Genomic DNA, 23,674 nt, shown 5'->3' with positions numbered 1-23,674 from the left:
CGTGATCTGTACTTGATGCTTTCCGTGCAGCAATGGCCTCTATGCCTGAGAGGTGCCGGCGGTATGACGCGCAAACGCTGCGGCGAGATAGCGACCGGTCATGCTGTCCGCGGCAGCGGCGATCCGTTCGGGAGTTCCGGTGGCCACGATGCGTCCCCCGGCGACGCCGCCGCCCGGACCCATGTCGATGACGTGGTCGGCATTCGCGATCACGTCGAGGTCATGTTCGATCACGATCACCGTTGCTCCGCGTTCGAGTAGCCGATCAAGCACGCTCAGGAGCACGCGCGTGTCCAGCGGATGCAGGCCGACACTGGGCTCGTCCAGCACGAAGAGCGAGTCGGACTGATCGCGTCCGAGTTCTGTGGAGAGTTTCAGCCGCTGCGCCTCTCCGCCGGACAGCGCGGGGGTGTCTTCGCCGAGCGTGAGATATCCGAGTCCGAGGTCGAGGAGGGTCTGCAACTTCTTCCGCACCTTGGGAAGGTCCGTCACGTAGGGCAGTGCCTGCGCAACCGAGAGCTCGAGCAGTGCGGGAAGCGAGATCGGGGGAGCACCGGGTGGGGTTCGCCGGATCGCATGGCCCTCGGTGCCGTACCTGCTGCCGGCGCAGTCGGGGCAGGGGATGTCCACGTCAGGAAGGAACTGCACATCCAGGACGACTTGGCCAGTGCCCTCGCAACGTGAACAGCGCAGAGACCCGGTGTTGTAGGAGAAGTCGGCGGCCTTCAGTCCGCGTGACTGAGCATCGGGTGACGCTGCATAGGCCTTGCGAAGATCGTCCAGAGCTCCGCTGTACGTGGCGATGGTGGAGCGCACGTTCGTGCCGATCGGCGCGGCATCCACGACGTGTACGTGCGCGATGCCCGGTGCGATGAGGTCTAGGACATGTGCAGGGCGGCTCGTGTCGCCGATGAGCGATTGCAGCGCCGGGACCAGGCTCTCCAAAACCAGGGTGGTCTTCCCCGAGCCTGACATCCCCGTCACTGCGGTCAGGCGACCGCGAGGTATCGCGCTGTCGAGGGGGTGCACGGTGTGCAAAGCCCGCGTGCGCAGTTCCATGCGGCCATGAGCGAAGACATCTCCCTCTTCGGCGCGGTCGCGCACCAGCAGCGGCTCACGATCGGCGAGGAATCCGCCGATCAGCGATTCGGGCAGTGTGCCGAGGTCTGCCACAGTGCCGGCGGCGAGGATAGTGCCGCCGGCAGCCCCTGACCCCGGGCCGATCTCGATCATCCAATCCGCCTCGCGGAGCACCTGCACGTCGTGGTCGACGAGTACCACCGAGTTGCCGTTCGACAGCAGATCGCGCATCACTCCGATCAGGCCGTCGACGTTCGCCGGATGGAGTCCCACGGACGGCTCGTCGAGGACGTAGAGGACCCCCGTGGTCTCATTGCGCACGGCTCTGGCCAGTTGCACTCGCTGCCGTTCCCCTGTCGAGAGGCTCGAGCTGGAGCGATTGAGGCTCAGGTAACCCAGACCGAGTTCGATCAGTCGCGTCGCCATCTGCGCGAACTGGCCGATGATCGACATGGTCATCGTCTGCATCTCCTGCGGGAGAGTCGCGGGGATGCTCTGCAGCCACGGCGTGACGTCGTCGAGAGACATCGCGGTCACCTCGGCCAGATTCCTGCCGGCGACGCGGGGGAGTCTCGCCGCGTCGCTCAGGCGCGTGCCCTGGCAGGCCGTGCACGTCTGCGACGTGATGAACCTGTTGACTCGGGCCAGCCCCTTCTCGCTCTCCGCATTGTTGAGCGCCTCCTGAACCGCGAGTCGCGCGTTGCGGTAGGTGAAGTCCAGCTCGAAGAGCTTGCCGTTCTTGGAGCGCACGGCGATGTGCTTCTTTTCTTCCGGACCGTGCAGAACGATCTCCCGCTCAGCGTCGGAGAGCTCTGCATAGGGAACATCGGTGCGCACGCCGAACTCGGCGACGACCTGCGGCATCACGGTGAGGCCGAACATTCCCCATGGCGCAACTGCACCCGAGTTGATCGTCAGCGACGTGTCGGGCACGAGAGAACTGTCATCGACCGCACGTACGATGCCTGTTCCTGCGCAGGTCGGGCAGGCGCCTTCCGAGTTGAACGCCAGGGATTCCGCGCCGGGTGGGTAGAACACCGCTCCGCACTCGGGGCAGACCAGGTCGAGGTTCGCGGCGACATCGATGGTCGGCTCCAGCCGATGTCCGTTCGGGCACACATGCGAGCCGAGCCGGGAGAACATCACGCGGATCACATTCAGCAGTTCTGTAGACGTACCGAAGGTCGACCGAACTCCCGGTATGCCGGGTCGCTGGCGGAGGGCAAGCGCGGCGGGAACATGGCGCACCGAGTCGACATCCGCGCGTGCTGCCTGGGACATCCGCCGTCGAGTGTACGTAGAGAGCGCTTCGATGTAGCGGCGCGAGCCTTCCGCGTAGAGCACCCCCATCGCCAGCGACGATTTGCCGGAGCCGGACACCCCGGCGATCGCCACCAGACCGCGCAGCGGTACGTCGACGTCGATGTTCTTGAGATTGTGGACCCGTGCCCCGCGGATCTGCACGACATCGGGTGATTCGGATCTAGGTTCGTCATGACCGGCGCTGCTCATCTGGTGTCTCCCTCAGATTCGACTCCCCTTCGACAGGGTCCGTGAGAACTGTATCGCCGGAGCCGATGTGGCCGTCGAGCACTCACGCGGCCCGGAGCACCCCGGTGGAGGTGAAGTCCTCGAGGGTGCGTTCGAACGGAGCGATGTCGCATGGAGCGTCCTGTCCCGCCTCATCAAGCACATGCGAATCCGCGTGCGTGCCAGGCAGCACTCCCTCAGCGCCGGCGCAGGGGGTGTCAGTGCGTGGGAGCTCAGTAGCTGAGGCTGGGTTGCAGGATCCCACCGACGAGCAGCGTGAAGATTAGACCCGCGAAGGCAGCGGTGAGGCTGATCGCTCCCATCACGTGCAGCCAGCGGTGTCGGTGTCGTTTGAAGGAGTACACGGTGCGCCAGGCCGCGGGAACGATCCCCAGCGCCGCGACTGCGAGGAGGGCCTGCCCGGTTCGGATGATGAGAGTATCGGGAGCCGGGCCGTCTGTGAGCAGTGCCCCGGCAACTGCTGACCAGGGTAGGGCTGACAGCAGCAAACTGAGTGCGCCTGTCCACGCCGCCCATCCCGTACGTTTCCACGCAGTTGGTTGGTCGTCCTGCCGCTGACGGAGACGGCGCACGAGCGCGATGACAGGGTGCGCGACGAGGTACGTCACAAGGATGACGAGTGAGAGGCCAGCGACGATCGGCAACGCTCTCCGTTCTGCCGGCATGGGCTGCAAGGTGAACGCGGGATCGAACCCGATCGCGATGACTTCACCATCTCGCTGGTCCACTGCAATGGTCCGGTGGCCCCCCACTTCCGACCACAGCCAAGACTCGGTCTCGACGAAAGGCACTGGTGTCCCTGTTCGGTCGACGATCGCAGAAATCGTCACGCCGCCGGAGCCGTCCGCGGTGATGTCGATGCTCGAGAGGATGAAGAACGCTCGGATGAACGTTGTTTCCCCGCGACGGGAGAGCTGGTAGGTTCCCTCAATCGCCTCCGCATGGGCAGCAGTCGTGCTGGTCGGTTTCTGATCCGGTCGATCATCGGGGAAGTAACGATCGGCGAAGTCTCTGGTGAGTTCGTCTCGGATCACTGTGGAGGAATCCGGGTGAAGACCGGAGCTGTTCAGCGAAACGAAGATTCCGGCGCCATCGTCGGGGTAAATCTCCAGTTGTGCGTGGAATGCGGTGAGATCGCCGCCGTGGCTGAGGACACGGTGGCCGTTTCGATCGCGCTCGAAGAACCCGAGGGTCATCACCGGACCCTTCGCGAGGCCTCCGAGGTCTCCACTCGTCAGAGCGGGCTCATGCATCAGCGCCAGACTCTGCGGCTCCATCAGACCCGCGTCTGGGTCGCCAAGCTGGGCGAGCATGAATCGGCCCATGTCGATGGCGGTCGCTGAGATCGCTCCCGCGGGAGCCGGCGAGACGACCTCGAACGGAACCTCGGGAGAACCCGCGAAGCGATATCCGGCAGACATGTTCCTTTGAAGATCCGCGGGAAGGGGCTGCGCCATGGTCGCGGTCGTCATCCCGATCGTGTCGAAAATACGCTCCTGCACCAAGACCTCGAAAGGGACCCCCGTCACACGTTCAGCGACATACGCCGCAAGCCCGTTGGAGTAGTTCGAGTACGCGGGGGTCGAGCCAGGTTCGAAGATCTGAGCGGGTGGATCGATCGCCACCGCATCACGGAGGGATACCGGTTCACCGCCGGGGGCGGTGATGAGCCCGGCTAGTTCGTCCTCAAAGCCTGCCGTGTGCGTCAACAGATGACGCATCGTGATCGGCTCGTCAAAACTCGTGGGCAGCGAGAAGTCCAAGACGTCCTGCACCGGAGCATCCAGGTCCAGTTCGCCTTCCTCGACGAGCTGCATCACGATGGTCGCCGTGAACACCTTCGAGATCGAACCGATCCGGAAGAGCGATGACTCGGCATCAACGGTCTGGGCAGCGTCGTCCGCCGAGCCGACGCTCCCATATCCTCGTGCGGTGATGATCTCCCCATTCGCGACGACCGAGACGGTGGCACCGACCACGCCTTCGCGCTCCAAAGCGGCCGGCAGCACCGCGTCCAACCACGCTTCGACATTCCCCGACGAAAGCTCCGCTGTCTCCACGGGCGCGGGCTCAAGCCTCGTGACCTGCGAGGAGCAGGCCGTCGTAGATGCCAAGATCCCCGCAACCACGAAAAAACCGACAAACGAACGCCAAAGAGATGTCACACTGCCATCCTGGCAGTCGCCAGTCCTGCGCTCGCACCGGGTGCAACCCCTGAGCCACGCACCCAGTGCGTGTTGTGGCCGCCTTGAGCGCTTATCTCGCGAGGCCATCCCGCGACCTCACACGCGTGAACACCGAACAGGGTTGAGCGCTGCGTTCTTCGTCGCTCCGGTCCACGGGTAGAGAGACCCGACGTTATTCATTGGGGGACGGGACGACCCGCTGCGTTGTTAAGGGTCGTTCTCGCCTCGTCTGCCCTCCTGGCGGGGACAGTAGAGGTGGCTCGTCCGTTTTCAGGGTGGTCTGGACAATTGCTTCCGTCGCGGCCATGTACAGGGTTGGTGAATGCACGGACCATGACATGCTCCCCGCGCCCATGGGCCACCAGAGCCACCCACCGGAGGGCAAGCGGCCCCGATTCCGTGCGACCATGGTTCGCCGGTAAACGGCCATCGACCGCCGGGCGGACCCTTCGGCGCGTCGTCCTGCGTGATGACGAGCGCTCGGATGTGCTGGGCGGTCCTCTTGTCGATCGGTCGGCGAAAGACGTGCTCGAGGACGTCTTGAATTTTGGAGCGGCGGTCAGGTCTTGAGTCGCGTCATCCTCGACGGCGACGGCGACGGCGACGGCGACGGCGACGGCGACGGGCCGGGTAGCGCGCGCAGGTGCGTGGTCCAGGGCACCCGCAGTGCTGCGCCGGATAGCTGCGATAAGTGGTCTTATCGTCGGTAAACGGCCAGACAGGGAAGTAAGAAGGTGCTAGGCGGGTATCTGGCGCATCCCGACGCTAGAGTTCGACCACTGGGTGGCGACGCTTCGTGTCGAGGGAGAGCAGCTCTTCGAGAAGACCGAACACGCCACCGAGCCATGACCATCAGCAGGAGCAGGGGCAGCTCCGGTACCCGTCAGCCCGGTCGAGCAAGTTGCTGCCGCTGCTCTGGCCTCGGTCGACGACTCCTCGGGCGGCTGGCTATCGGCCTTTCTCACGTTCGACGATTTCTGTGACCGCATCTTGCATCTCGATCTCCGCTGCGTCCGCGCTGAGCTCACCGCTCAGGATTCGCCGCGCACGATCGAGGGCGCGCTCGCTCGGTTGCTGGCCCTCGAGTTGGTGTCCTTTCTCGATCGCCGCGAGTGCGTGCTTTACCTGAGCCGGCGTTAACCGTTGCCCATCCATCGTCGGCTCCCTTCTGCCGGTGGGATCAGACCTCCCTGATCGTAGTCCTGCGGGACCTCGATGACTCGAAGCCCATCCGCTCGGAGCTGCAAGAGGGCAAGTGAGCTACATGGCCTCGAAGCCCTCCGGCGTTCGCCCGCGGAAGAGGGGGTTCGCGCCGATAGTCGGGATAACTGGTCTTATCGGGGGTAGTGGGCCAGACGTTGAAGTGAGATGGGGCTGAGTAGGTGAGCTGCGTTGACCAGTGCTCGAGCGGGATCGAGACGGTGTGGCGTCTGTGGTGACCATCGTGCGGATGTGGCGGACGGTCTTCGGAGCGAGAGGTGTGGGCTCACGCATGAGGGCGTCGTCTCTCGGGGCGCTCGACGAGCAGATCACCGCGCACTGGTCTTCAGATCGCTTCCGACAACTCCAGGGGCGCCCAAGACCACCCCCGACCACGATGCCAATGCAGCATGCCGCGTGACGGTCGAACCAGGGTGCTCGCGATCCAGATGTCGGTGAGCGTGTCGGGAACATCGGGCTCACGGTTCGGCAGCTGCGGGATATTCTCCTCATCAACCTCAAGCTGGTCGAGTGCGCTCCAGGACACCAGGGATGTCACCCACACGAAAGCGTGCTGCCTCGTTCCACCGTGGTGGGCGAGCTTGCGGGCCACGTCGGCTTCCCGCCGGAAGACGGCATCGAGCCAGTCGCCGAACTCGCTGATGTAGTCCCAGCTATTCCAACCCGCGGCAGAAAAGTGGATGAAGCCGCGCTGCCCGGGGAGCGCATGGGCGTCCTCAACGCCGAGGTGCTCGAGTTCTTCGGGGAGGTGATCCGCCAACAGTTCTGATTCATACTTGCGGATCAGCTGGGGCAGCAGGAGCCGAACGCGGCGAAGGTCCGCCTTGGTGTGGATGAGGGTGACCTCCCAGGCGGGCGAACCTGGGTCGGTGTCGATTTTCCGACCGTGCTTCTTCAAGGCGTCTCGCAGCTTGAGATAGTGACTGTCGGTGTCCGTGACCACTTCCAGGGGCTCGTCACCTGTGGCCGCCCGGATCAGTGCATCGGGCATGCTCGGTTCGCTGCCGTCGTCGTATGCGTCGACGGCGACCCCGAGGGCGCGCGAGACGGCGAAGCGAGCCAAGTCCTCTTCTTCTCGCGGGGGAGTCATGACAACGAATCTACGACGCGACTGCCGGAGTAAAGGCCGCTCCCAAGAGAGAGTCCGTATCGCCCCCTCGGAGCAGAAGGCATTGGCTGGCCGGCGTCAGCCGAACAGCTCAGCGATGCCTTCTGAGGCGGTCTTGAGAACAAAGCGCATTCGGTTGATCCGATCGTGATTGACCATTCCCGGCTCGTCCCCGAATCCGGACCCATCCCAGAGGCCCTGCTGCAACTCGCCAAGCGGGGTATGAGGTTGGAGCGAGTGCGTGCGGTACGGATCGACGATGATGATCCTCGCCCCGGGGTTCAGTGCAGCCCAGCGCCTGATCGGCTCTGTGATGTGGACGTCGGAGAATGAGGATCCGATCGCCACCAGCAGCTTCGCACCCACGAGAAGCTCATCGATCTCACGCACCAGCGCTGGATATGCACGGTCTGACCTCAGCTTGTTGCCGAGGCCAAAAATGGAGACGTCCATAGCGAACACGTTGGCCGGCGCCCGTTGCCCGTTGGAGTATTCATCGATGCCGAGGATCGGGAGCGGGCTTCCGGTGATCTCATGGGAGGTTCGCCAGTTGAGAGACCCGTGTACCTTCAGGAGCTTCAGCGCCCCCTCAGGGTGCCGTTCATTGAACCACCGGATGCCACCGTCCCACAGTGCAGCTCCCGTCGAGTACTGCACCCCGGAAGCGTCGGCGGCGCGCTCGATCAAAAGGTCGTAGTTCGTCGAAATGATGCCCTGCAGAGGCGCAGAGACGAGGGGACGAAGGTATGACACATCAGCTGCACCAGAACGGGCAGTGAGAATCTGCATGACGGTCAGACGAACCTGGTGCGCAAGGAGCACGGCTGCGTACTGGACAGTCGGCGGCTGAGCCGGGTCGGTGGACATCGACGGGAACTCGGCCCATTCGTCGACCCAGAATCTCGAGATAGAGGTATCGCGCTTGGAGAGGGCATCGATGGCGGCGAAGTACTCCTCGATGTTGGTGACCCCAGCCAACCGGCGGCGAACCTCGTGCCACGTGCGACCGATGTTCGACTCGTCGCTCACTGGGTAAACAGTGTCGAGGTGGCCGACGACAAGTTCTGTTAGTTCCGTTGAGACGGGGAGTTGGGGAGCAGATGCGCCAGCCCCCAGCAGGACAATGATGGACTCTCCAGCTTTTTCGACCCATGAGTCCATAGTCGCCATCGTAATGCCCGGGTTGCTGTCCAGCGGAAGCTCTCGAACGCGCAGCCGCAGTCGCAGTCGCAGTCGCAGCCGATACGATCGACGCCATGACGGGAGCACAACTAGAGCCGGGCAGCTCCTCCAAAGGCGGCGTGGCTCGACTGTGGGAGCGACACCGCTTGCCCACGTTGCTCGTCATTGGAGCGGTCGTTCTGGCGCTTGCAGTGGTCGTGCTGAACGCGGTCGGCTTTCTCAATACCCCCTCGTGGTGGATCACCGTCGGAGATTGGTGGCACGGAGAGTGATGGCCGTGGCTGTCGGTGTGGCTCCTGAGCCCTGGCTTCGGTGGCGCGGCAGCGGTGCTTGCGGCATCACTCGCGTTCATCGGTGCTCGACACCAGGCGCGTTTGAACGCTTGGTGGCAACGCGTCGAGTGGGCGCTCAACCTCTATGTGAAGCCTGACGCTACTGGCCCTGAGCGAGAGGCTGGGGTTGCAGCGCTGGAGGCGCTACAGAAGAGCGCGCTTGCGAAGAAGGACGAGAAGGCGTTTCTCGGTGAAGTCGTGACCGCAGTCACTTTGGATCTCGACAGTGATGGCGACGTGGACGACGATTTGAGCCGAGCATCCGGGCAGAATTCAGGGCGATCGGTTGTTGTTGGCAAGAAGCACAACACCGTCGTTGGCTTGTGGACAAAGTTCAGGCGAATGCTGGATACTCGAAGAGAGGGTTGAGACGGGAGGTTGGTATGACGAATCAAGAGTCACCGCAGAACCCGGGTCGACGTGTACCGAGCGACGCAGAGCGCCGCATCGCCGCTCGGATCCGCGTCACCGCCGATCGTGCTCGAAAGGTCGAGACGCCCCAGTGGATCAAGGAACTCGCCAAAGCGTCCTGATCTTTGACTGGTAGCAAGCCAGTCAACGCTGAGAATAAGCATCTATCTCCCCCAGAGTTACTGTCAGCGTTGCCTTCATCCTTCCCTGAATGGTGCTTTGCGTACCACTACGCTGAGCCACATGAGACTTGCTCAGATCGGCGCCGTGAGCGTCCTCGCCCTCATGGTCCTCACCGGGTGCACGGCGCCTGCGTCGACTGACACCGCGGATACCCAAGCCTCGCAAGCTCCGTCTCCGTCGCCCACGCCAACCATCGATCCCGGCCCCGTCGAGCTATCAACGGCAGAAGCTGGTGAACGTTACCTCGGCATCGTCTGCCAGCGAAATGGCGCCACCGAACGAATGAATCAGGCATTCATAGCGGGGGAGGAGGAGTACCTCAACGGGGGGAACCCAGATGTCGCGGCCGTGAAGGCAGCTGCCGCTGAGGTTCTGAGGCTGAACACAATGCAGATCGCCTTGCTCGACGACCCGTACTTCACCTGGCCCGACGGACTCGACGCACATCTGAGCAACGTTCGCGACGCGAGCATGACCCAAGCCAGCACTTTCAACGCCTTGGTCAATGCTGCGACGTTCGAGGACGCCTACAACCAGCCTGTGTCCGACGATCCGGAGGGGGCGAAGTCGTCGCAGGAGATTCGCTACCAACTCCAACTCTCTCCTGATACCACAGCGAGTTGCCAGGGATACGAGACATCGGCTGAAGCGCTGCACGCCGAAATGGTGGAGCGGAACGAGTACCTGGCGTCGTTCGGCGAGCAAGAGTGATCCGAGTACTCCCCCTGGTTTAGTCAAATCTCCCTGGCTGCAGCCTCGGGAACGACGACGTACACCCGGGCTCGCTCTACGACATCCCCTTCCGCTGCGCCGGCAGCGTGCTCTTCAATCCAGATCCGTTGGTGCTCCTTGCGCCCCGGGTACCACTGGTTTCGCCAGTGCCCCGAGACAGACCACTTCTTCGTCGACGAACGAGTGGTGAGATGGGCGCCAGTTTCTCTCGTCCCTGGCGCGGCGCTGGCTCCTGCTTTGCGCACATAGACGAGGGATACGTCCTCCGGGGAGTCGCTGGTCCCAGCCCGATTCTCTCTCCCTGTGCGGCTCGCAACGTCGGGCTGCCGACGCGTACGCGTGGGGATCGAGTTCATCGCCGTCGCGAAGCGTCGAAACGGCTCGGCGTTCCCGCCGAACTGGTCTGCATCACGTCGAACATTCAGACGGCGCAACCCATGTGCTGCCGCGGTCGTACCCGCGGTGCCAACGTCGAGTACCTCAAGCGTGAACGAATGGAAGACAGTCTCGGCTTTCACGGGAGACCATACGACGACTTCAGCACGCGACGCAGAGACTTGCATGAGGGTCAACCCCGCAGCACTGCGGAGGTCGAACGAGCTCACTTGGGTTTCTTCTGCGGCCAGCTGTCTTAACGACCGATAGCTCTGCAGCGAGACGTAGAACAAGCAGCGCGCGTCCAACGCTGCTCGAAGAGACGGCCCTGGCCACTCGGATGGTGATTGGAGCAGCTCGATGAGCGCGGGCAGCCCCTTCGGCAACTGGTGCAGCAAGACCCCCGCGCGGGACGCACCGTCACCGCGAAGCGCTGCGAAGCCCGCAGGAGAGTATCCCTGCTCTCTTAGATGCGCCCGGAGCTTCCTGGCCACAGGGACCTCAAGCGTTGATGACGGAGACTTGACGAACTCGCCCATCTCTTTCAACACCTGCAGGGCGTATTTCGAGTCCACGGCGTAGTCCGCCGCGACCTCATGCACTCGGGGCTTCTTCGCCACCATGACCTCCCGTTTCATAGACCGTAGCGCGAGGGTTCGACATCACTGATGGGTCGAGGGTCGTCCGTGGCCCGGAATACGCTGCGACGTCATGCCATGCCGGCACAGATGGCGGACCCGACGTACCGGGAAGATCAGTGGGCTGATCGCCTTACGACGCACATCGCACCCCTGAACGAGTTACCACCACGGGGACGCCCCAGACCTTCCGTGGGAGCCTCGTCTGCCATTGGTGCCAGACGAGCGAGTGCCCGGAGTCCGTCAGCGTATGCAGGGACGCATTCACGTTCGGGCCGATGCCGACGTTGAATATCCGTTCAGGATCGAACTCGAAGTGCTCGGCCTCCAGGATGAGACCGGCGCTGGTCATCTCGAACGGGTCAGCGTCGCGCACGAGGTAGTCGGACTCTGTGAGCTCGTGGCGCAGCTCTCGAGCTTCCTCGGTTCTCGCCGCCCACACGAGCGTCTCGAGCGGGGTGACTGCAATCTCGAGTTCCATTGCCGTCACTTTTGCTGTGAACAGTTGTGTACGCGGTGAACCTTGTGTACTTCTGCGCGTTCGGTGCACACGGGCGTGGGTTCCTGAGCTGCTGGCAAACCTGCTGCGCTTGGATTAAGGAGCACGATGGTTGGTCTGGTCCGGAATAGGATCGCACCATGGCCCCGTCCCGCCGCGCAGACCTTGTCCGCCATCTCACGAGTGTCCTCGGCCCCACGCTCGTATCGACGTTGGCCGGCTCGAAAGACACGCAAGCCGCGATCGCCTGGGGTACTGAGGATGGTCCTCACCCGGATGCTGACGCTATACGTCGACTCGAGTGCGCTGAAGCGGCGTGGCGGAAAGTTAGCGATGCCGATGGCCCTGACATAGCCCGGCGGTGGTTCATCGGCGCCAATCCGTGGCTGGGGGACAGTACTCCCATAACCGCGATTCGAGAAGGGCGCTTCGACGAGGTTGCTGGCGCTGCCCAGGCGCTCGTCGACGGTTCGTTCAGCGGATAGCTCAGCCGCCGCGTTCGCGGTCGACAAGAGCGTGGAGCGCCGCGTCCAACTCGATCCGCGCGTTTTCAGGGCTGAGTTCTCCAGTCAGGATTCGCCGAGCCCGATCAAGCGACTCCACGTCCGGCTGATGGCCTCCGAGCTGCTGTCCTTTCTCGATCAAGGCAAGTGCCTGTCGTGCCTGCTCCGGCGTAAGTGGTTGGTGTTCCATCCCTCTCCTCGCAGTTCCAGGTCTAGGGCTGTCGTTGCACTACAGCCCGCCATCGAACCCAATCATGTCCTATCGGTTCGTCAGAGCGCTCACCCTACGGAGATCCAGCCCTCGTGCCTGCCGACATCGCCGACATGCTCCCGGATGAGCTCGCCGATCTTGGCATCGTTCGCGAACCGGCCGCACACGTGAGTGACCCTACGCCTGCACCGCGCCGGCGACTACTGTTGGGAGCCGGTTCCGAGCACCTCCCCAAGCGGGGCGAGCGATGAGGTGTTCGGCGGCGTCGGGAACCGGGGTTTCTAAAGGGTGCCGGCGCGAACACTCGTCGTCAACGGTCATGGCGATCAAGCCGATGAAGTGATCGACGGCGTCGGGATGCCGCGAGGGCAGCATCTCTCCGTTGAGGCTCTTTCACGATGAGCACCGGTGGGGATCCGGTAGAAGCGATTGCGGATGCTGCGCTCCGCGCTGCAGACGGCGCACCGCCATCGACCGCAGGCTCTGCACACACCGTCCGGCCGCAGCATGTTCACGATCTCTGCGAACTCAGCGCGAGAGGGGCTGGTCGGGATGCGGGTGATGGTCGTTGTTGCTCCTTGAGGGGCGGCGGTGCCGGCGTGCCTTGTCGGGCGAATCGCTTTCGCGCATCCTCAGGCGTAGAGCCGATGGGTCTTGGCGATCGCAGCTCAGGAGGCCCTGGCTGCAAGGTCCGCTCGAAGTTGTCGAACGCGCGAGTGCAGCAGGTGCTCGATGTTGAGTTGAGCGATCGCGAGAGCTCGCAGCTCGTGAAGAGCAGCGTCGCCACTAGGCGAGATACATCGGAGCTGGGAGATGGTCAGGGTCAGGGTGTCGTTCTTGTCGTGCATGATCAGCTCCAAGTCGAGTGCTCGCCAGCGAACAAAAGCTTCGGAATTTGGGCGATGTACCGTATTTGAGTTTCGAAACGGTTACACAGGCGTGCTGAGGAAAGCGCAGTTCAGAAGGCGCTTATGTGTTTCTCGCAGGAGGAGCGCGTACCGTATTTGGCAACCCTCATTTCCAGATACGGTTCAGGGTTTGCTGGCTCATCGCCTGATGTTTCAAAGATTTCAGAGAGAAATAAGAAGATATGTAACCGATGTACCGCGACATCCGAGGAAGTCCACACGTACGCGCATGCGCACGCACACGCATATAGTTCTGCCGAAACGGTGGTACATACGGTACAAAGCTCGTTTATCGCAGGTCAGCGACAATATTGACGGGATCAGCTCCGGTACGCGACTGGTTACACGACGGCCGCGACTCGGTCGACGCGCGCCTGCGTTAGCCCATCTGAGCTGGGGTTTTGCAGCGCGGACTGGAGTTCAAGCAGTGAACCGAATCGGCGGTACATGCCGTTGCATTCGTGTTCCGACGTTGGAAGTCCAGGCGCGGATCGTCTACCTCAACTGGTCTCTCTCACGATCGACCACCTTCTGAATCGCAATCTGCATCTCGAGGCGAGCATCTTCCGGGCTGAGCTCCCCAGTCAGAATGCGCCGCGCGCGGTCCATCGCGCTTGCGCTCGGTTGCTGCCCTTCAAGTTGATGGCCTTTCTCGATTGCAGCGAGTGCTTGCCGAATCTGCATCGGTGTCAACGGTTGCTTATCCAATGTTCTCCCACTGTCGCGAATTGACGCTCGATCCGCTCCGATTCGGACCGATAGCCCGCCACGTTCGCGGCGCGATGGGTTCTCCGCCGATATTCTGACCACTTTCGAACCGGCTATGAAGGACAAGGCCCCGACCTGCCGACCGAACTGCCGGGCCGGGTAATGGCGACTCATTGCTACGGCGAGAAAGCGCAGCTCGTCGTGTGAGGCCTGCCGTCTGACCTGACGCGTCCCTATGCCCACCAAGCTAGCTGTCTCACCGCGACTGCGGGAATCGCTGATGGCGCAGGTACGAGCTCTCAACTCGGGGCGGAGTCGGTGTCCAGGGTGCTTCAAATTAGTGGTTGCCTCCGAGTCTGCGTCGACTATCGTGTGACTCTCGTTTTCGTCAACCGGCGTCATACGAATACCCCTCAAGGATGATCGCGACCGCCGTCGGGTCTCCCCCTCTGCGAAGCCACTGGGCTGGCGTGTGGACTCGCCGATCAATCGTCAGGCTGAAGTGTGGAGAAGTGAAGATTCGATGGACCCTGGCAAGGGTCCAATCGGTCGGAATGGATCTGACTATGACGTCTACCCTCGCGAGGGTGGGCTGATTCCGGTCGTCGGTGAACTGCCAAGAGGGGTAGCGAACGTCGTGGGCGCCGACCGCCATTGCGTGGAGGAATCCCGATGCCGTCGCGCGACCGACCTCCTCTGCTGTGATTCGTAGCCGCACTGCAACTTCCGCCGGCGTATAGGACGCCGACATTGCTGCCCGATAGATCGATTCGGCTTCAGGGGGCGCAGGTTCACCTGCTAAGGAGCGGATCCGCTCGTGTCTCTGCGCCAACGTGAGAAGTCGGTGACCGGGTCTCAGGCTGCTCGGGACGTTCGGTTCGTATTCGATATATCCGGAGCGGCGCCAGGCAACGCTGACGAAGTGTCGAAACCAATGCCCAGCTATCTGCTGCTCGTTGCGGGTCCATTCTTCAGCCGTCAGAGACGGTACGCCTTGCGTCTCTGGAAGCAAGTGTTTGAACAGGGTGCGAAACGACGGTCCGTCTGAGTGATCACGTCGATGATGAAGTATGAACAGACCGGCCGCCAGACCCCACTGCTTGGAGGATTCCCCCTCCGTGAGCTCGTCGTATAGGGTGCTCCAGGCCAACGGAATTGGGTCAGCCCGAAACCACCAGCGTGCTGGCGCTCTGGATCCGGTCCTCGTCATGTCCGTCGCCATCCTTTCGCTGGTGATCGATGATCCCCGCAGAGTGCGTAGTTGCCTCGGTGTGCTCTTTCCAGTCGGGCCAGACGCATCTGCGTTGAGAACTCCATGCGCTCGGTGTACACACTATGGCTTACGGGTAAGCCCATACAAGGAAGCCATCCTCGCAACCCTTGAGACCGTGCCTGGTCGAGGAGATGAAGCGGATGCCGAGTGGCAGGACTTCGTCCTGAAGCTCTCCGTACAGTTACGTCGCCTCCGGCTGGACGCCGGGCTCAGCCAAGAAGAGGTCGCCCACCGAGCGGGACTAAGCCGCTTCATCTATCGCCAGTATGAAACTGGAGAATCGCGGCGGGGGACAGCAGCCAATCCCGCGTTGCGCTCGATCCTCGCGATCGCTCAGGTGCTTCATGTGCCGATCGAAGAGCTTCTGCCTGACCCTGTTCCGGACCTACGTAGCAGGTAGGCGCTTGGACGGGCCGGAAAATCTCAGGCTGGCCAGGGAATCGGTTCGGGGATGTTGATCGTGCTGCTCGGCGGCTGATCGGATCCCACCGCCACGAGGACGCCCAGCGCGTCGAGCAAGCTCTCCGGTGCTGTTGATCCCGCCAACCTCGGTGGTCACCAGTGACCAACAGGTGACCACATAGTGACCACCGGTGCTCGGGGCGATCGAAAGGTCAACGTCAAGTGGGCGGATGATGGTCTCCAAGTGGTCATGAAAAGACCACTTGGCGGCCACATTATGCTGGTGCGAATCGGATGGCCACTGGGGGCCAGCAAGTGACCACTATATGGTCATCACATGGCCTCAAGGGGCCGGCCAGTGGCCAGGTGGGCCGACACTCGGACAGGTGCGTGCTCCGGGTCGATCTCATCTTCCCCAGACCGAGGGCTCTTCGTGCTTCGCAAACAAGCCAGCGAAGTTGATCCCACCGATAGGGCAGCTATAGGCCGCCGTCCGGTCGGTGGCAGCGACTGCAACGCTTATGAAGCGAGTGCATCAAGCACGCGCCGCCTCGGTCGAGAAACACCTCGTCCCCACGGTGTCACTCCCTCCTCAACCATGGGGACAAGCCACCCGCGACTTTCCGGGGCAAAAGCGTCGCCATGTCCCCACGACCCGCTGCGGGCCCTGCGGGTTCAGTCATGGGGACATGGATGATGGGGACACAATTGTGCTCAGATCGATCTGCTGCTTCCGCTAAAGCCCGTCGCAGATTCGCTGTTCACAAGGTGCCATTTCGTTCGCACGCCTGTGAACAGCGAATCCGCGACTTTCCGGGGCAAAATGATATGCCTGTTAACACGCTGGCTCCGTCCTTCGTCCTGAGTCAGCGCGTCAACAACGAGGTTGAGTCAAGGTGAAAGTCCCGATCAAGCAACAGATCAGATCCCGATTCCTCGCTGAAGCTCGGCCTCGGGGCCAAAAGAAGGGAAGAGCATAAGGGGAGGTGGCACCGGGCTGCGTTTCGCACTTCGCTTCGCTCGGCAGAAACTTGACCGGTGGTCGGCGCAGCCGACACCTCCCGGGGCGCTTGGCTGTCGCTTCGCTCGTCCCGCTGACGCTGGAGATCTCTCCACACGCTCCTCTTCTGACTTGTCGAAGGACGCGCAGACAGAAGTTCCGCAAGCTGCGTCCAACGTCATCTCGCTGCGGGGAGTGGCCCGGTGTGACTTCTGTGCCGATCGCTGCAGGTTTCAGTGTCAGGTCACTTTGCAAGGATCTCGGGAGTCCATGTGCGGGTCCTCGGCGGACGGGTTGACCGCTGGTGGCGCGTGTACCTGCACCTGTTCCTGCAACGCCAGGTACATGGCCGAGGGGCAGAAATCCCAGTTCGCGGGAGGTTTTCGGGCCGTTGAGACGAGGTGACGCAGCTTCTGCGCTATTTGCATCTGATCTGCGATTTTCACGAATGTACCTGGTGTGCCTGCCCTCGAACGCAAACCTCTATATAGGAGGCCTACTGGCTCAGACGAGATAGAGATGTGGACAACGACAATGTCTTTCTCCTTTTCTAGTTAGACCAGTTACACCAGGTACACACCGGGGAAGAGAAGCTTTGAGGTGCAGAAAGACGCCGATCTTGATGTAACTGGTGGTGTAACGGGAAGCCCTGATTCCGCAGGTACGCACCAGGTACACACCGCTTGCCGCTAGCGGAGGGGCGAACGCGAGTGGCAACACATCGACGGTTGGCATCGTCGTGCGCGTCGAAGTGTCCGCGGTGCTGTGTACAGTCGTGAGCAAGCCTGAATGAGAGTAAAAGGGTAGGGCCAACGCGGGTCCGACCGGTGGATACGCCAAGCAACCGCTAACGGGTTCGGCTACAAGGTCCTCTTGGAAGTTTGACTTCTAAGGGAGATCCATGTCTTTTACCACCCCTGTGAGCACGAGCCTGCTGGACTCGTTGATCACGCCAGAAACGCTCGCCGCCCGCCTCGGGACGACCGAGCGCAGTCTGAGCGAATGGCGCATCACCGGCCGCGGGCCGAAGTTCATCCGAATTGGCCGCAGTCCCCGCTACCGTCCCGAGGCTGTCGACGAATGGTTGCTCGCACAGGAGTATGCAAGTACATCGGAGGAAGCCGCCTGATGGGCAGCGCATACTCGTACGACACAAAGAACGGCAAACGCTGGGAAGCGCGATATCGCAAACCAGACGGAAAGACCGCTCGCAAAGGCGGATTCACGCGTAAGCGGGACGCTGAGGCGTACATCACCTCGGTGGAGTCCGCAAAGCTGCAAGGCGCGTATATCGCCCCGGGGGAGTCTCGAGTCACGGTCGGTGAACTCGGTGCTGCCTGGCTGACCGCGCATGCCGTCGCGGTGAAGCCGTCCACTTTCCACAGTGACGAGAGCGCATGGCGCGTGCACGTCGAGCCTGCGTGGGGCGGACGCCGTGTTGGCGCCATCCGGCACACGGAGGTCTCTGCTTGGATCGCAGAGTTGAGCGTCGACCGTTCAGCGACGACTGTCAAACGCTGCCATGGGGTCCTCGCATCGATCCTTGATGGGGCGGTTCGTGACCGTCGGCTTCAGTCAAATCCTGCGCGGGAGGTGAAGACCCCGCGCAAGGTCCGGAAGAAGAGGGCATACCTCACGCATCAGCAGGTCGAACGGCTCGCAACGGCGTCGCTCTATCCCGACGTCGTTCGCTTCCTCGCCTATACAGGGCTTCGTTGGGGTGAAGCGACGGGACTCACGGTCGCAGATGTCGATGTGGCGCGACGCCGGCTGAACATCTCGTCGAACGCCGTGATCGTGAACGGACATGTGATCGTCGGGACGCCGAAGACGCACGAACGTCGTACCGTTGTCTATCCAGCCTTCCTGGACGCAGCGATGGCTCGAGCGATCACGCACAAGCGTCCGGACGAGCTGATCTTTCCGGCGGCGAGCGGGGGCTACCTTCGGCCGGGCAACTCGGAGTCCGGGTGGTTCGCAGGCGCATGCAAGCGCGCCCGACTCAAGGACGCGGCTGACGCTGCTGATTCCAGGGCGCGCGGCGAGGGGATTCGTGCGGTCATGCCGCGTGTGACGCCACACGATCTTCGACACACTGCCGCTTCGCTCGCGATCAGCGCCGGCGCAAACGTCAAGGCCGTCCAGCGGATGCTCGGGCACGCGAGCGCCGCGATGACTCTCGACACATACGCTGACCTCTTCGACGACGACCTCGATGATGTCGCCGTAGCGCTGAACGTGGCGCGTATAGGTGCTCTGACTTGAATCATGGGCGGCGCTGTCGATGCCGGGCTGTCGCGCAGGCGTAGAAACCGGGGCCAGAGTCGTGATTTCACGTCGGCTACTCTCTAGTCATGAGTCCCGTCGCCGCGAGCTCCCATCGGAAGGCCGTTCTTCACGGGACGGATCGCCTGCGGCCTGGAACAACGGTGCGCCAGTGGACGACCACCGCCTCAGAACCCATGAGTCTGTCTGTAATCCTTCAGACGGCAGCGGCCACGGCTATTCCGCCGATGAGCGAGCATTCGAGCGAAGGACGCTGCGACCTCGTTGGGGCCGGCTTGCACGCGACGAGGGCCGTCGTGCACGGTGTCGTCAAGCACGCGCCCTCCTCTGCAGGCCGCTCCGGCGAGTGCGGATCGTGTCGGCAGCTTCTTATTTTGGACGCCCTTAAGAGTGCCCGGGAGGAAAGCAGTGAGTTGGCGGGCTCTCCAGACCAAACGCGCCGTCGGCAGAGAGCCGTTTCAATGGCGACCGACTGGCCGAGGATCTGAGGCACGTGTCCACGCTCAAGAAGTTCTGGATTCTCTTCGCATCGGCAGCTGCGGTGGCTGGGCTGTACTTTGGCGCGGCGGCTCTCAAACTGGAAATCGTATTCTGGCTGATAGTTGCGCTCTGCGCGCTAGGCGCAGTCTTCTGGACTATCGTCCCTTGGTTCATCAAAGTCGTTCCAAAGATTCGAAATTATGACAAGTTGCTTCAAAAAGTCGGGAGACTGCAAGGCGACTTGGACGACGCTCGGTCACAGGCCGCGAGACTTGACTCCGTTGCCGAACGAGTGTGGGGCTTAGGCTACGAAGCTGGCATTGACGAAGCTTTGGGGGCGACGCTCGGGATAATCTCGCCGATTCCGGTCTTGACTCAGGTTGTGACGACCGAGCGCGGCGTCAGCTTTTTGGCGACTACGGGCACGCCGGAACCGAGGATTGGCGCTCGATACTCGATTGTTGCCGCGGCTACGGCGGAGGTCCGTGGGGTTGTCGAAGTGATCAGGACTGTTGCCGAGGAGAATCGCGTAGTGCTGTTGTGTGTGCGTAGATCAGTGCCCGCTTACTGGGAGCAACTCGAGCAACGGGCAATGGTTGACAACTCAGTTCCGACAGGCACCGAAATCAAGCATCTGCAGATCTCCCGCAAGTCCGTCGCGCCATCCAACTTGCTTGAAGTGCCTGAGGAGGATTCACATGGCTGAAGATAATGTTGTCGTTGTTGCGAAGGTAGCCACGGTCATCAGCGATTACGAAGTCGCTTTGAACGTGGGTAGGGAGTCGGGTGTCGAGATCGGCGATGTTGCAGTGCTGTTCCGAGAGGTGGTCGTGGAGGACCCCGATTCGGGTGAAGAGCTTGGTGTGGTCTCGTACCCCAAGCTCCAGCTAAGGGTGAACCTAGTGCAAGACCGCTTCTGCACCGCGCGCATCATCGACTCGGCTGCGACGTCGTTTGTGAGCAGTCTGCTCGTAGCCTCCGGCAGCACGCGGAAGAAGATTACGTCATCAGGAGTTAGAGCGACCGCGGACAGCGTATACGTCGAGATCGGCGAACCTGCTGAGGTGCGTCGGTCAGCCGTCTAGTCGGTCTGGTCGGATCGATCGCCGTTAGCTGCACGTGTATCTCTTCGATGATGATCCGGTCGCGTTCGCCTCAGCGTGAACTACCACTCATCTTCGATAAGAAGACGCGCCAGGGAACGATGCGCCGTGCAGAGAGTAGGAAACTTCGTTGCTCGCTCAAGGCTAGACACTGCAGATCACCTCGATCTGTGACAAAGCGGTGTCTGACAAATAGGTGTCGACGCTCGCAAGAAGCTCGAGTTGCCCAGCGGAGACCAATGCAGCGCTTAGACCAGGCTGAGCGATCGTGATCTGCATACGCGGGGCTAGATTCGGTGACTGCTCAAACATCGTGTGCAACTGCTCGATGTTGCCTAGTACAAAACCGGTTCGATCCTTTTTCGCCCGAGTCCGTTCGCGGCGAATCAGTCTCGTGAACATCGAGTCCGTGTTACGCCTCCATGCTGCAGACCGCTGGGCCTGACCGGCAACTTCGTACAGATCCGCTAGACGAGATCCTGGTTGATCTCCATGCGAGTACTTGCAGTGGATCAATCGAATGAGCAGTGCGCCGTCGATAACCCGAAGGCAAACGATGTCTGCGACCTCCCCGCTACCATCGTCATCGATCACGATGTCCCACTCTTCTCGCAGCACGCGTGCGATCATGAACCCCTGCACAGTGTGCGGGTCGCGAGCAAGGCCCCACGACTCACTACGAATATTCACGTCCTCCCATGCGATCGCTTGCAACCTGTCCGGGTCGAACGGCTCGAGCTCTCGATTGGGGCGGAGGAGTATTCCAGGTGGCTCGACGATGGAATCGGCCTCGAGGAGAACTCGCACGCCGTATCGTGTCAGCAGCTGCGACAGCGAAGTCTCGGATCGCGTGCGCTTGACCATGACGGCATCCGTGGTCGAGGTGGGTTTGATAGCAAGTCCGGACTTCTCGAGCACGAGCTGGTAGGCCACCGTCCAATCGGGCGAGATCACCTCGATCGGGAGGACCGAGGTGGTGGGCTGATCGGCCACACGCAGCTCGATGTCGTGAAATGGCGCAGACTTCCCGTTCGCCACGAACTCTGCATCAATAAGGAGTTGAGCCAGTTCCGCGGTGATCTCGACTCCAAGCGCCCGCAAGCCAGGCCACGCGTCGATGTCGACGGGCCGGATGAAGCCAGCCATGATGTCGTCGACGCTGATGGAGGCGTCAGCAACCTTCGGCCCGACGACATCGCACCAGTCGATCCAAGGCTTGAGGCCGTCGGCGGTGCGGTGACTCCAGATTCGACCTTTCAAGGACCCTGCGATCGAGTACCGAGCACCGTTGAGGAACCCTGTCCCGGCGATGTGCGTTTGGGTCTTCGTTTGTGTCTGCGAAACCGGAAGCGCATCGGTTACATCGGTTCCGTTGTAGCTGGTGTACCTCCTGTTGCGGTTGCGAGCGTCTAGGAGACCAACGTTGTTGGGAGTCAACCGCTGGACCCCGTCAAACACCCGGTAGATCGCCTCCCCGCGCACCGGCTTCATGTTTTCTTCGCCCATAACGGCGTCGGCGAGCTCTTCGTATACCGAGTCGTTGTTCGAACTGTTTATGTAGAGCAACCCCCGCGCCGCATCCCAATAGATGACGTACAGGTCATAGCTGATCGCATCTCCTTCGCTGACGTCTCCCCACCTTGGTGCGGTTGAGCTTCGCGTGACGAACCAAGCAACGCCGTCGCGAGTATTCACCGGCACCGGGTAGGTGACGAGATTGGTCCGACCGATGGCATCGACGATCCGGTCAGGATGCCAAGCAACGTTCGCCGGACGGTACACGACCGTGCTCAGCGCGGGGTTCAGGGAATGAATCGAGATCTCGTCCGGCAGCGTATTGAAGGCCTTTGTAAACTCGTCGATCGCCTGCTGCTCGTCCACAGCGTCGGCGCTCAGGTCCTCGATGATCTGATTCCAATCGGCGTCCTCTGCGTACAAGCGCCGCAGAGCTTCGTCGTGACGTACTTCGCTCCGCGCAGCGACAACACTTGCCGTGCCGAGTCCACTCACCCCGCCTCGTGCGAAGCGCCCCACGAACTGGAGCGTTATTCCTAGACTTCGATGAGGATCGTGGAGCGCCGCGATCTTCAACTGCGGAAGATCGAATCCCTCGCCGAACATGTCGACGCAGACAAGTATTCGGGAACCTCGAGACTTGACTGCGGCCAGCAGGGCCGACTGTGTCTTCTTCGGGATTGCGCTATGGATTAGGACCGGCTGCAGGTCGGGCGCTAAGTCCTGATATAGCGCAAGCACCTCCTCTGCGCGGCTGACGCTACGTGTTCGAGCCATGAGAATGTGGTCGAAGTTGTCCTGGATGTCACTTCTCAAAAACGAGATAGCCGTCTTGGCGATCTCAAGGTCGGGGTTCAGCAGACTGAGCACCGACTTGTACCTGATCGTCGAAAAGTATCCCTCCCTCTGGGCCTCGCGGAGAGGAAATACGTAAACGAGGGAGCCCCCAAGGTGTTGTCCGTCCTGGCGGTGAGGCGTGGCGGTGAATTGGACGACCGGCCGCGGGCTGAACTCGTCTCGGATTCGTTGCCATGTGGGCGCGGCTACGTGATGAGCTTCATCAATGAACAGGTGTGAGAACTCTGAGAGGAAGGCGGTCCGAGCTTCCGGTGAGGTGTTGTTGAGTGCGTTGGGCGTCGCGACGACCACATTGCATGCGGTGGCCAATTCGTGTGCATCCTCGCTGCTTTCGAGGCGGCCGAAGAGTCTGCCCACGACGGGCCGCGCCACAGCGTCGTCAATGAAACCCAGTCCCGGCAGAACGCCGAGAACTTCGAACTTCACGGCGAGCTGGTCGCGCAACGCATCCGACGGAACTAGAACCAGGAGCCGCGGAATCCTCTGAGCGACGAGTGTCGCCACCATGGTGTCCGTCTTGCCTGTGCCGGTCGGCATGACGACCGTCGCTGGCAATCGCGGGTCAGTGGTCCAGTAGCCGAGTAGTGAGTGGACGGCCCCGTACTGCGGGCGGCGTAAGCCGGGAGTGCCGTCGTGCTGAACAGTGAGGGGGACGGTTGTCGGCCAAGTTGCGATGACATCCTCGGGGACCATCGGAAGCGCAGAGGCAAGGATTTCGTTGTGGTTCACCAGATACTGTCGAAGGCGCCAACGATTCTCTGACCGCTCCTGCGAGTATGAGAACGCATCCGGAGCACCTGCACCGTCGGCCGTGGTTGGCATCGATCCCCCGTTCCGATGCCGGCGCCGGCATCCCCCTCTTCAGAGTCTGGCGTACGCGGCGGCAAGGGCGCTGGATATGACGCATCGTCGCGCCGTGAGTCGGCGCC

15 protein-coding genes are annotated in these 23,674 nt (G+C 62.0%); 7 read left to right on the top strand and 8 right to left on the bottom strand.

Going from position 1 to position 23,674, the window contains the following annotated elements:
* Window positions 1-39: 39 nt before the first annotated feature.
* The 4 genes from BQ2383_RS04155 to BQ2383_RS04140 all read right to left on the bottom strand — a co-directional run bounded on the left by BQ2383_RS04155 (window position 40) and on the right by BQ2383_RS04140 (window position 8,307).
* The gene (locus tag BQ2383_RS04155) at window positions 40-2,592 is read right to left on the bottom strand and encodes an excinuclease ABC subunit A (RefSeq protein ID WP_091029976.1); all 2,553 of its coding nucleotides are present in this window, start codon (window positions 2,590-2,592) and stop codon (window positions 40-42) included.
* A 251-nt stretch (window positions 2,593-2,843) separates the two neighbouring features.
* Window positions 2,844-4,691, bottom strand: coding sequence for a serine hydrolase domain-containing protein (locus BQ2383_RS04150; RefSeq protein WP_167381533.1), 1,848 nt, complete (start codon window positions 4,689-4,691; stop codon window positions 2,844-2,846).
* Between the two features lie 1,672 nt (window positions 4,692-6,363).
* A complete protein-coding gene (locus BQ2383_RS04145) occupies window positions 6,364-7,029 on the bottom strand; it encodes a hypothetical protein (RefSeq protein ID WP_140403298.1) in 666 nt (221 codons plus the stop codon).
* Between the two features lie 195 nt (window positions 7,030-7,224).
* Window positions 7,225-8,307, bottom strand: coding sequence for an SIR2 family protein (locus BQ2383_RS04140; RefSeq protein WP_167381532.1), 1,083 nt, complete (start codon window positions 8,305-8,307; stop codon window positions 7,225-7,227).
* A 347-nt stretch (window positions 8,308-8,654) separates the two neighbouring features.
* Between BQ2383_RS04140 and BQ2383_RS19160 the strand changes: the two genes are divergently transcribed.
* Window positions 8,655-9,029 (top strand): hypothetical protein, encoded by a 375-nt coding sequence (locus BQ2383_RS19160; RefSeq protein ID WP_140403297.1) that lies wholly within the window; start codon window positions 8,655-8,657, stop codon window positions 9,027-9,029.
* A 285-nt stretch (window positions 9,030-9,314) separates the two neighbouring features.
* A complete protein-coding gene (locus BQ2383_RS04135; protein ID WP_140403296.1) occupies window positions 9,315-9,965 on the top strand; it encodes a hypothetical protein in 651 nt (216 codons plus the stop codon).
* 23 nt (window positions 9,966-9,988) lie between these two features.
* On the opposite strand, the gene BQ2383_RS19635 is transcribed toward BQ2383_RS04135, so the two are convergent.
* The 3 genes from BQ2383_RS19635 to BQ2383_RS04115 form a co-directional block, all read right to left on the bottom strand.
* Window positions 9,989-10,984, bottom strand: coding sequence for a translation initiation factor IF-2 N-terminal domain-containing protein (locus BQ2383_RS19635; protein ID WP_091029953.1), 996 nt, complete (start codon window positions 10,982-10,984; stop codon window positions 9,989-9,991).
* 148 nt (window positions 10,985-11,132) lie between these two features.
* Window positions 11,133-11,480: a hypothetical protein gene (locus BQ2383_RS04125; protein ID WP_091029949.1), complete on the bottom strand. Its 348-nt coding sequence runs from the start codon at window positions 11,478-11,480 to the stop codon at window positions 11,133-11,135.
* 504 nt (window positions 11,481-11,984) lie between these two features.
* Window positions 11,985-12,191, bottom strand: a complete 207-nt coding sequence (locus BQ2383_RS04115) for a hypothetical protein (protein ID WP_091029943.1) — start codon at window positions 12,189-12,191, stop codon at window positions 11,985-11,987.
* 2,707 nt (window positions 12,192-14,898) lie between these two features.
* On the opposite strand from BQ2383_RS04115, the gene BQ2383_RS04095 reads away from it, so the two are divergent.
* From BQ2383_RS04095 to BQ2383_RS04075, 5 genes are all read left to right on the top strand, one after another.
* Window positions 14,899-15,501 carry a helix-turn-helix transcriptional regulator gene (locus BQ2383_RS04095; RefSeq protein ID WP_347876380.1) on the top strand — a complete coding sequence of 201 codons (603 nt, stop codon included), beginning with the start codon at window positions 14,899-14,901 and terminating at the stop codon, window positions 15,499-15,501.
* Between the two features lie 1,903 nt (window positions 15,502-17,404).
* On the top strand, window positions 17,405-17,632 hold the full coding sequence (locus BQ2383_RS04090; RefSeq protein WP_053097697.1) for a helix-turn-helix transcriptional regulator: 228 nt from the start codon (window positions 17,405-17,407) through the stop codon (window positions 17,630-17,632).
* Window positions 17,632-18,768, top strand: a complete 1,137-nt coding sequence (locus BQ2383_RS04085) for a tyrosine-type recombinase/integrase (protein WP_053097696.1) — start codon at window positions 17,632-17,634, stop codon at window positions 18,766-18,768. The genes BQ2383_RS04090 and BQ2383_RS04085 overlap by 1 nt, the downstream gene beginning before the upstream one ends.
* A gap of 514 nt (window positions 18,769-19,282) precedes the next feature.
* On the top strand, window positions 19,283-19,975 hold the full coding sequence (locus BQ2383_RS04080) for a hypothetical protein (protein WP_091029925.1): 693 nt from the start codon (window positions 19,283-19,285) through the stop codon (window positions 19,973-19,975).
* Window positions 19,968-20,354 carry a hypothetical protein gene (locus tag BQ2383_RS04075; RefSeq protein WP_053097694.1) on the top strand — a complete coding sequence of 129 codons (387 nt, stop codon included), beginning with the start codon at window positions 19,968-19,970 and terminating at the stop codon, window positions 20,352-20,354. Before BQ2383_RS04080 ends, BQ2383_RS04075 begins: the two co-directional genes overlap by 8 nt.
* 162 nt (window positions 20,355-20,516) lie before the next feature.
* Here BQ2383_RS04075 and BQ2383_RS04070 read toward each other — a convergent pair whose 3' ends face one another.
* The gene (locus BQ2383_RS04070) at window positions 20,517-23,474 is read right to left on the bottom strand and encodes a DEAD/DEAH box helicase (RefSeq protein WP_167381531.1); all 2,958 of its coding nucleotides are present in this window, start codon (window positions 23,472-23,474) and stop codon (window positions 20,517-20,519) included.
* Window positions 23,475-23,674: the final 200 nt, after the last annotated feature.

The organism is Microbacterium oxydans (genome assembly GCF_900095745.1).
Taxonomy (GTDB): domain Bacteria; phylum Actinomycetota; class Actinomycetes; order Actinomycetales; family Microbacteriaceae; genus Microbacterium; species Microbacterium oxydans_B.
The sequence above is the reverse complement of the archived record's forward strand: the minus strand, read 5'-3'. Positions and strand labels throughout refer to the sequence as shown.

Coding starts and splice junctions, on each gene's coding strand:
- BQ2383_RS04145 (WP_140403298.1), bottom strand. CDS start 7,029: ATGCCCGATGCACTGATCCGGGCGGCCACAGGTGACGAGCCCCTGGAA.
- BQ2383_RS04135 (WP_140403296.1), top strand. CDS start 9,315: ATGAGACTTGCTCAGATCGGCGCCGTGAGCGTCCTCGCCCTCATGGTC.
- BQ2383_RS04090 (WP_053097697.1), top strand. CDS start 17,405: ATGTCTTTTACCACCCCTGTGAGCACGAGCCTGCTGGACTCGTTGATC.
- BQ2383_RS04075 (WP_053097694.1), top strand. CDS start 19,968: ATGGCTGAAGATAATGTTGTCGTTGTTGCGAAGGTAGCCACGGTCATC.
- BQ2383_RS04095 (WP_347876380.1), top strand. CDS start 14,899: ATGAACAGACCGGCCGCCAGACCCCACTGCTTGGAGGATTCCCCCTCC.
- BQ2383_RS04125 (WP_091029949.1), bottom strand. CDS start 11,480: ATGGAACTCGAGATTGCAGTCACCCCGCTCGAGACGCTCGTGTGGGCG.
- BQ2383_RS04115 (WP_091029943.1), bottom strand. CDS start 12,191: ATGGAACACCAACCACTTACGCCGGAGCAGGCACGACAGGCACTTGCC.
- BQ2383_RS04155 (WP_091029976.1), bottom strand. CDS start 2,592: ATGAGCAGCGCCGGTCATGACGAACCTAGATCCGAATCACCCGATGTC.
- BQ2383_RS04085 (WP_053097696.1), top strand. CDS start 17,632: ATGGGCAGCGCATACTCGTACGACACAAAGAACGGCAAACGCTGGGAA.
- BQ2383_RS04140 (WP_167381532.1), bottom strand. CDS start 8,307: ATGGACTCATGGGTCGAAAAAGCTGGAGAGTCCATCATTGTCCTGCTG.
- BQ2383_RS19635 (WP_091029953.1), bottom strand. CDS start 10,984: ATGGTGGCGAAGAAGCCCCGAGTGCATGAGGTCGCGGCGGACTACGCC.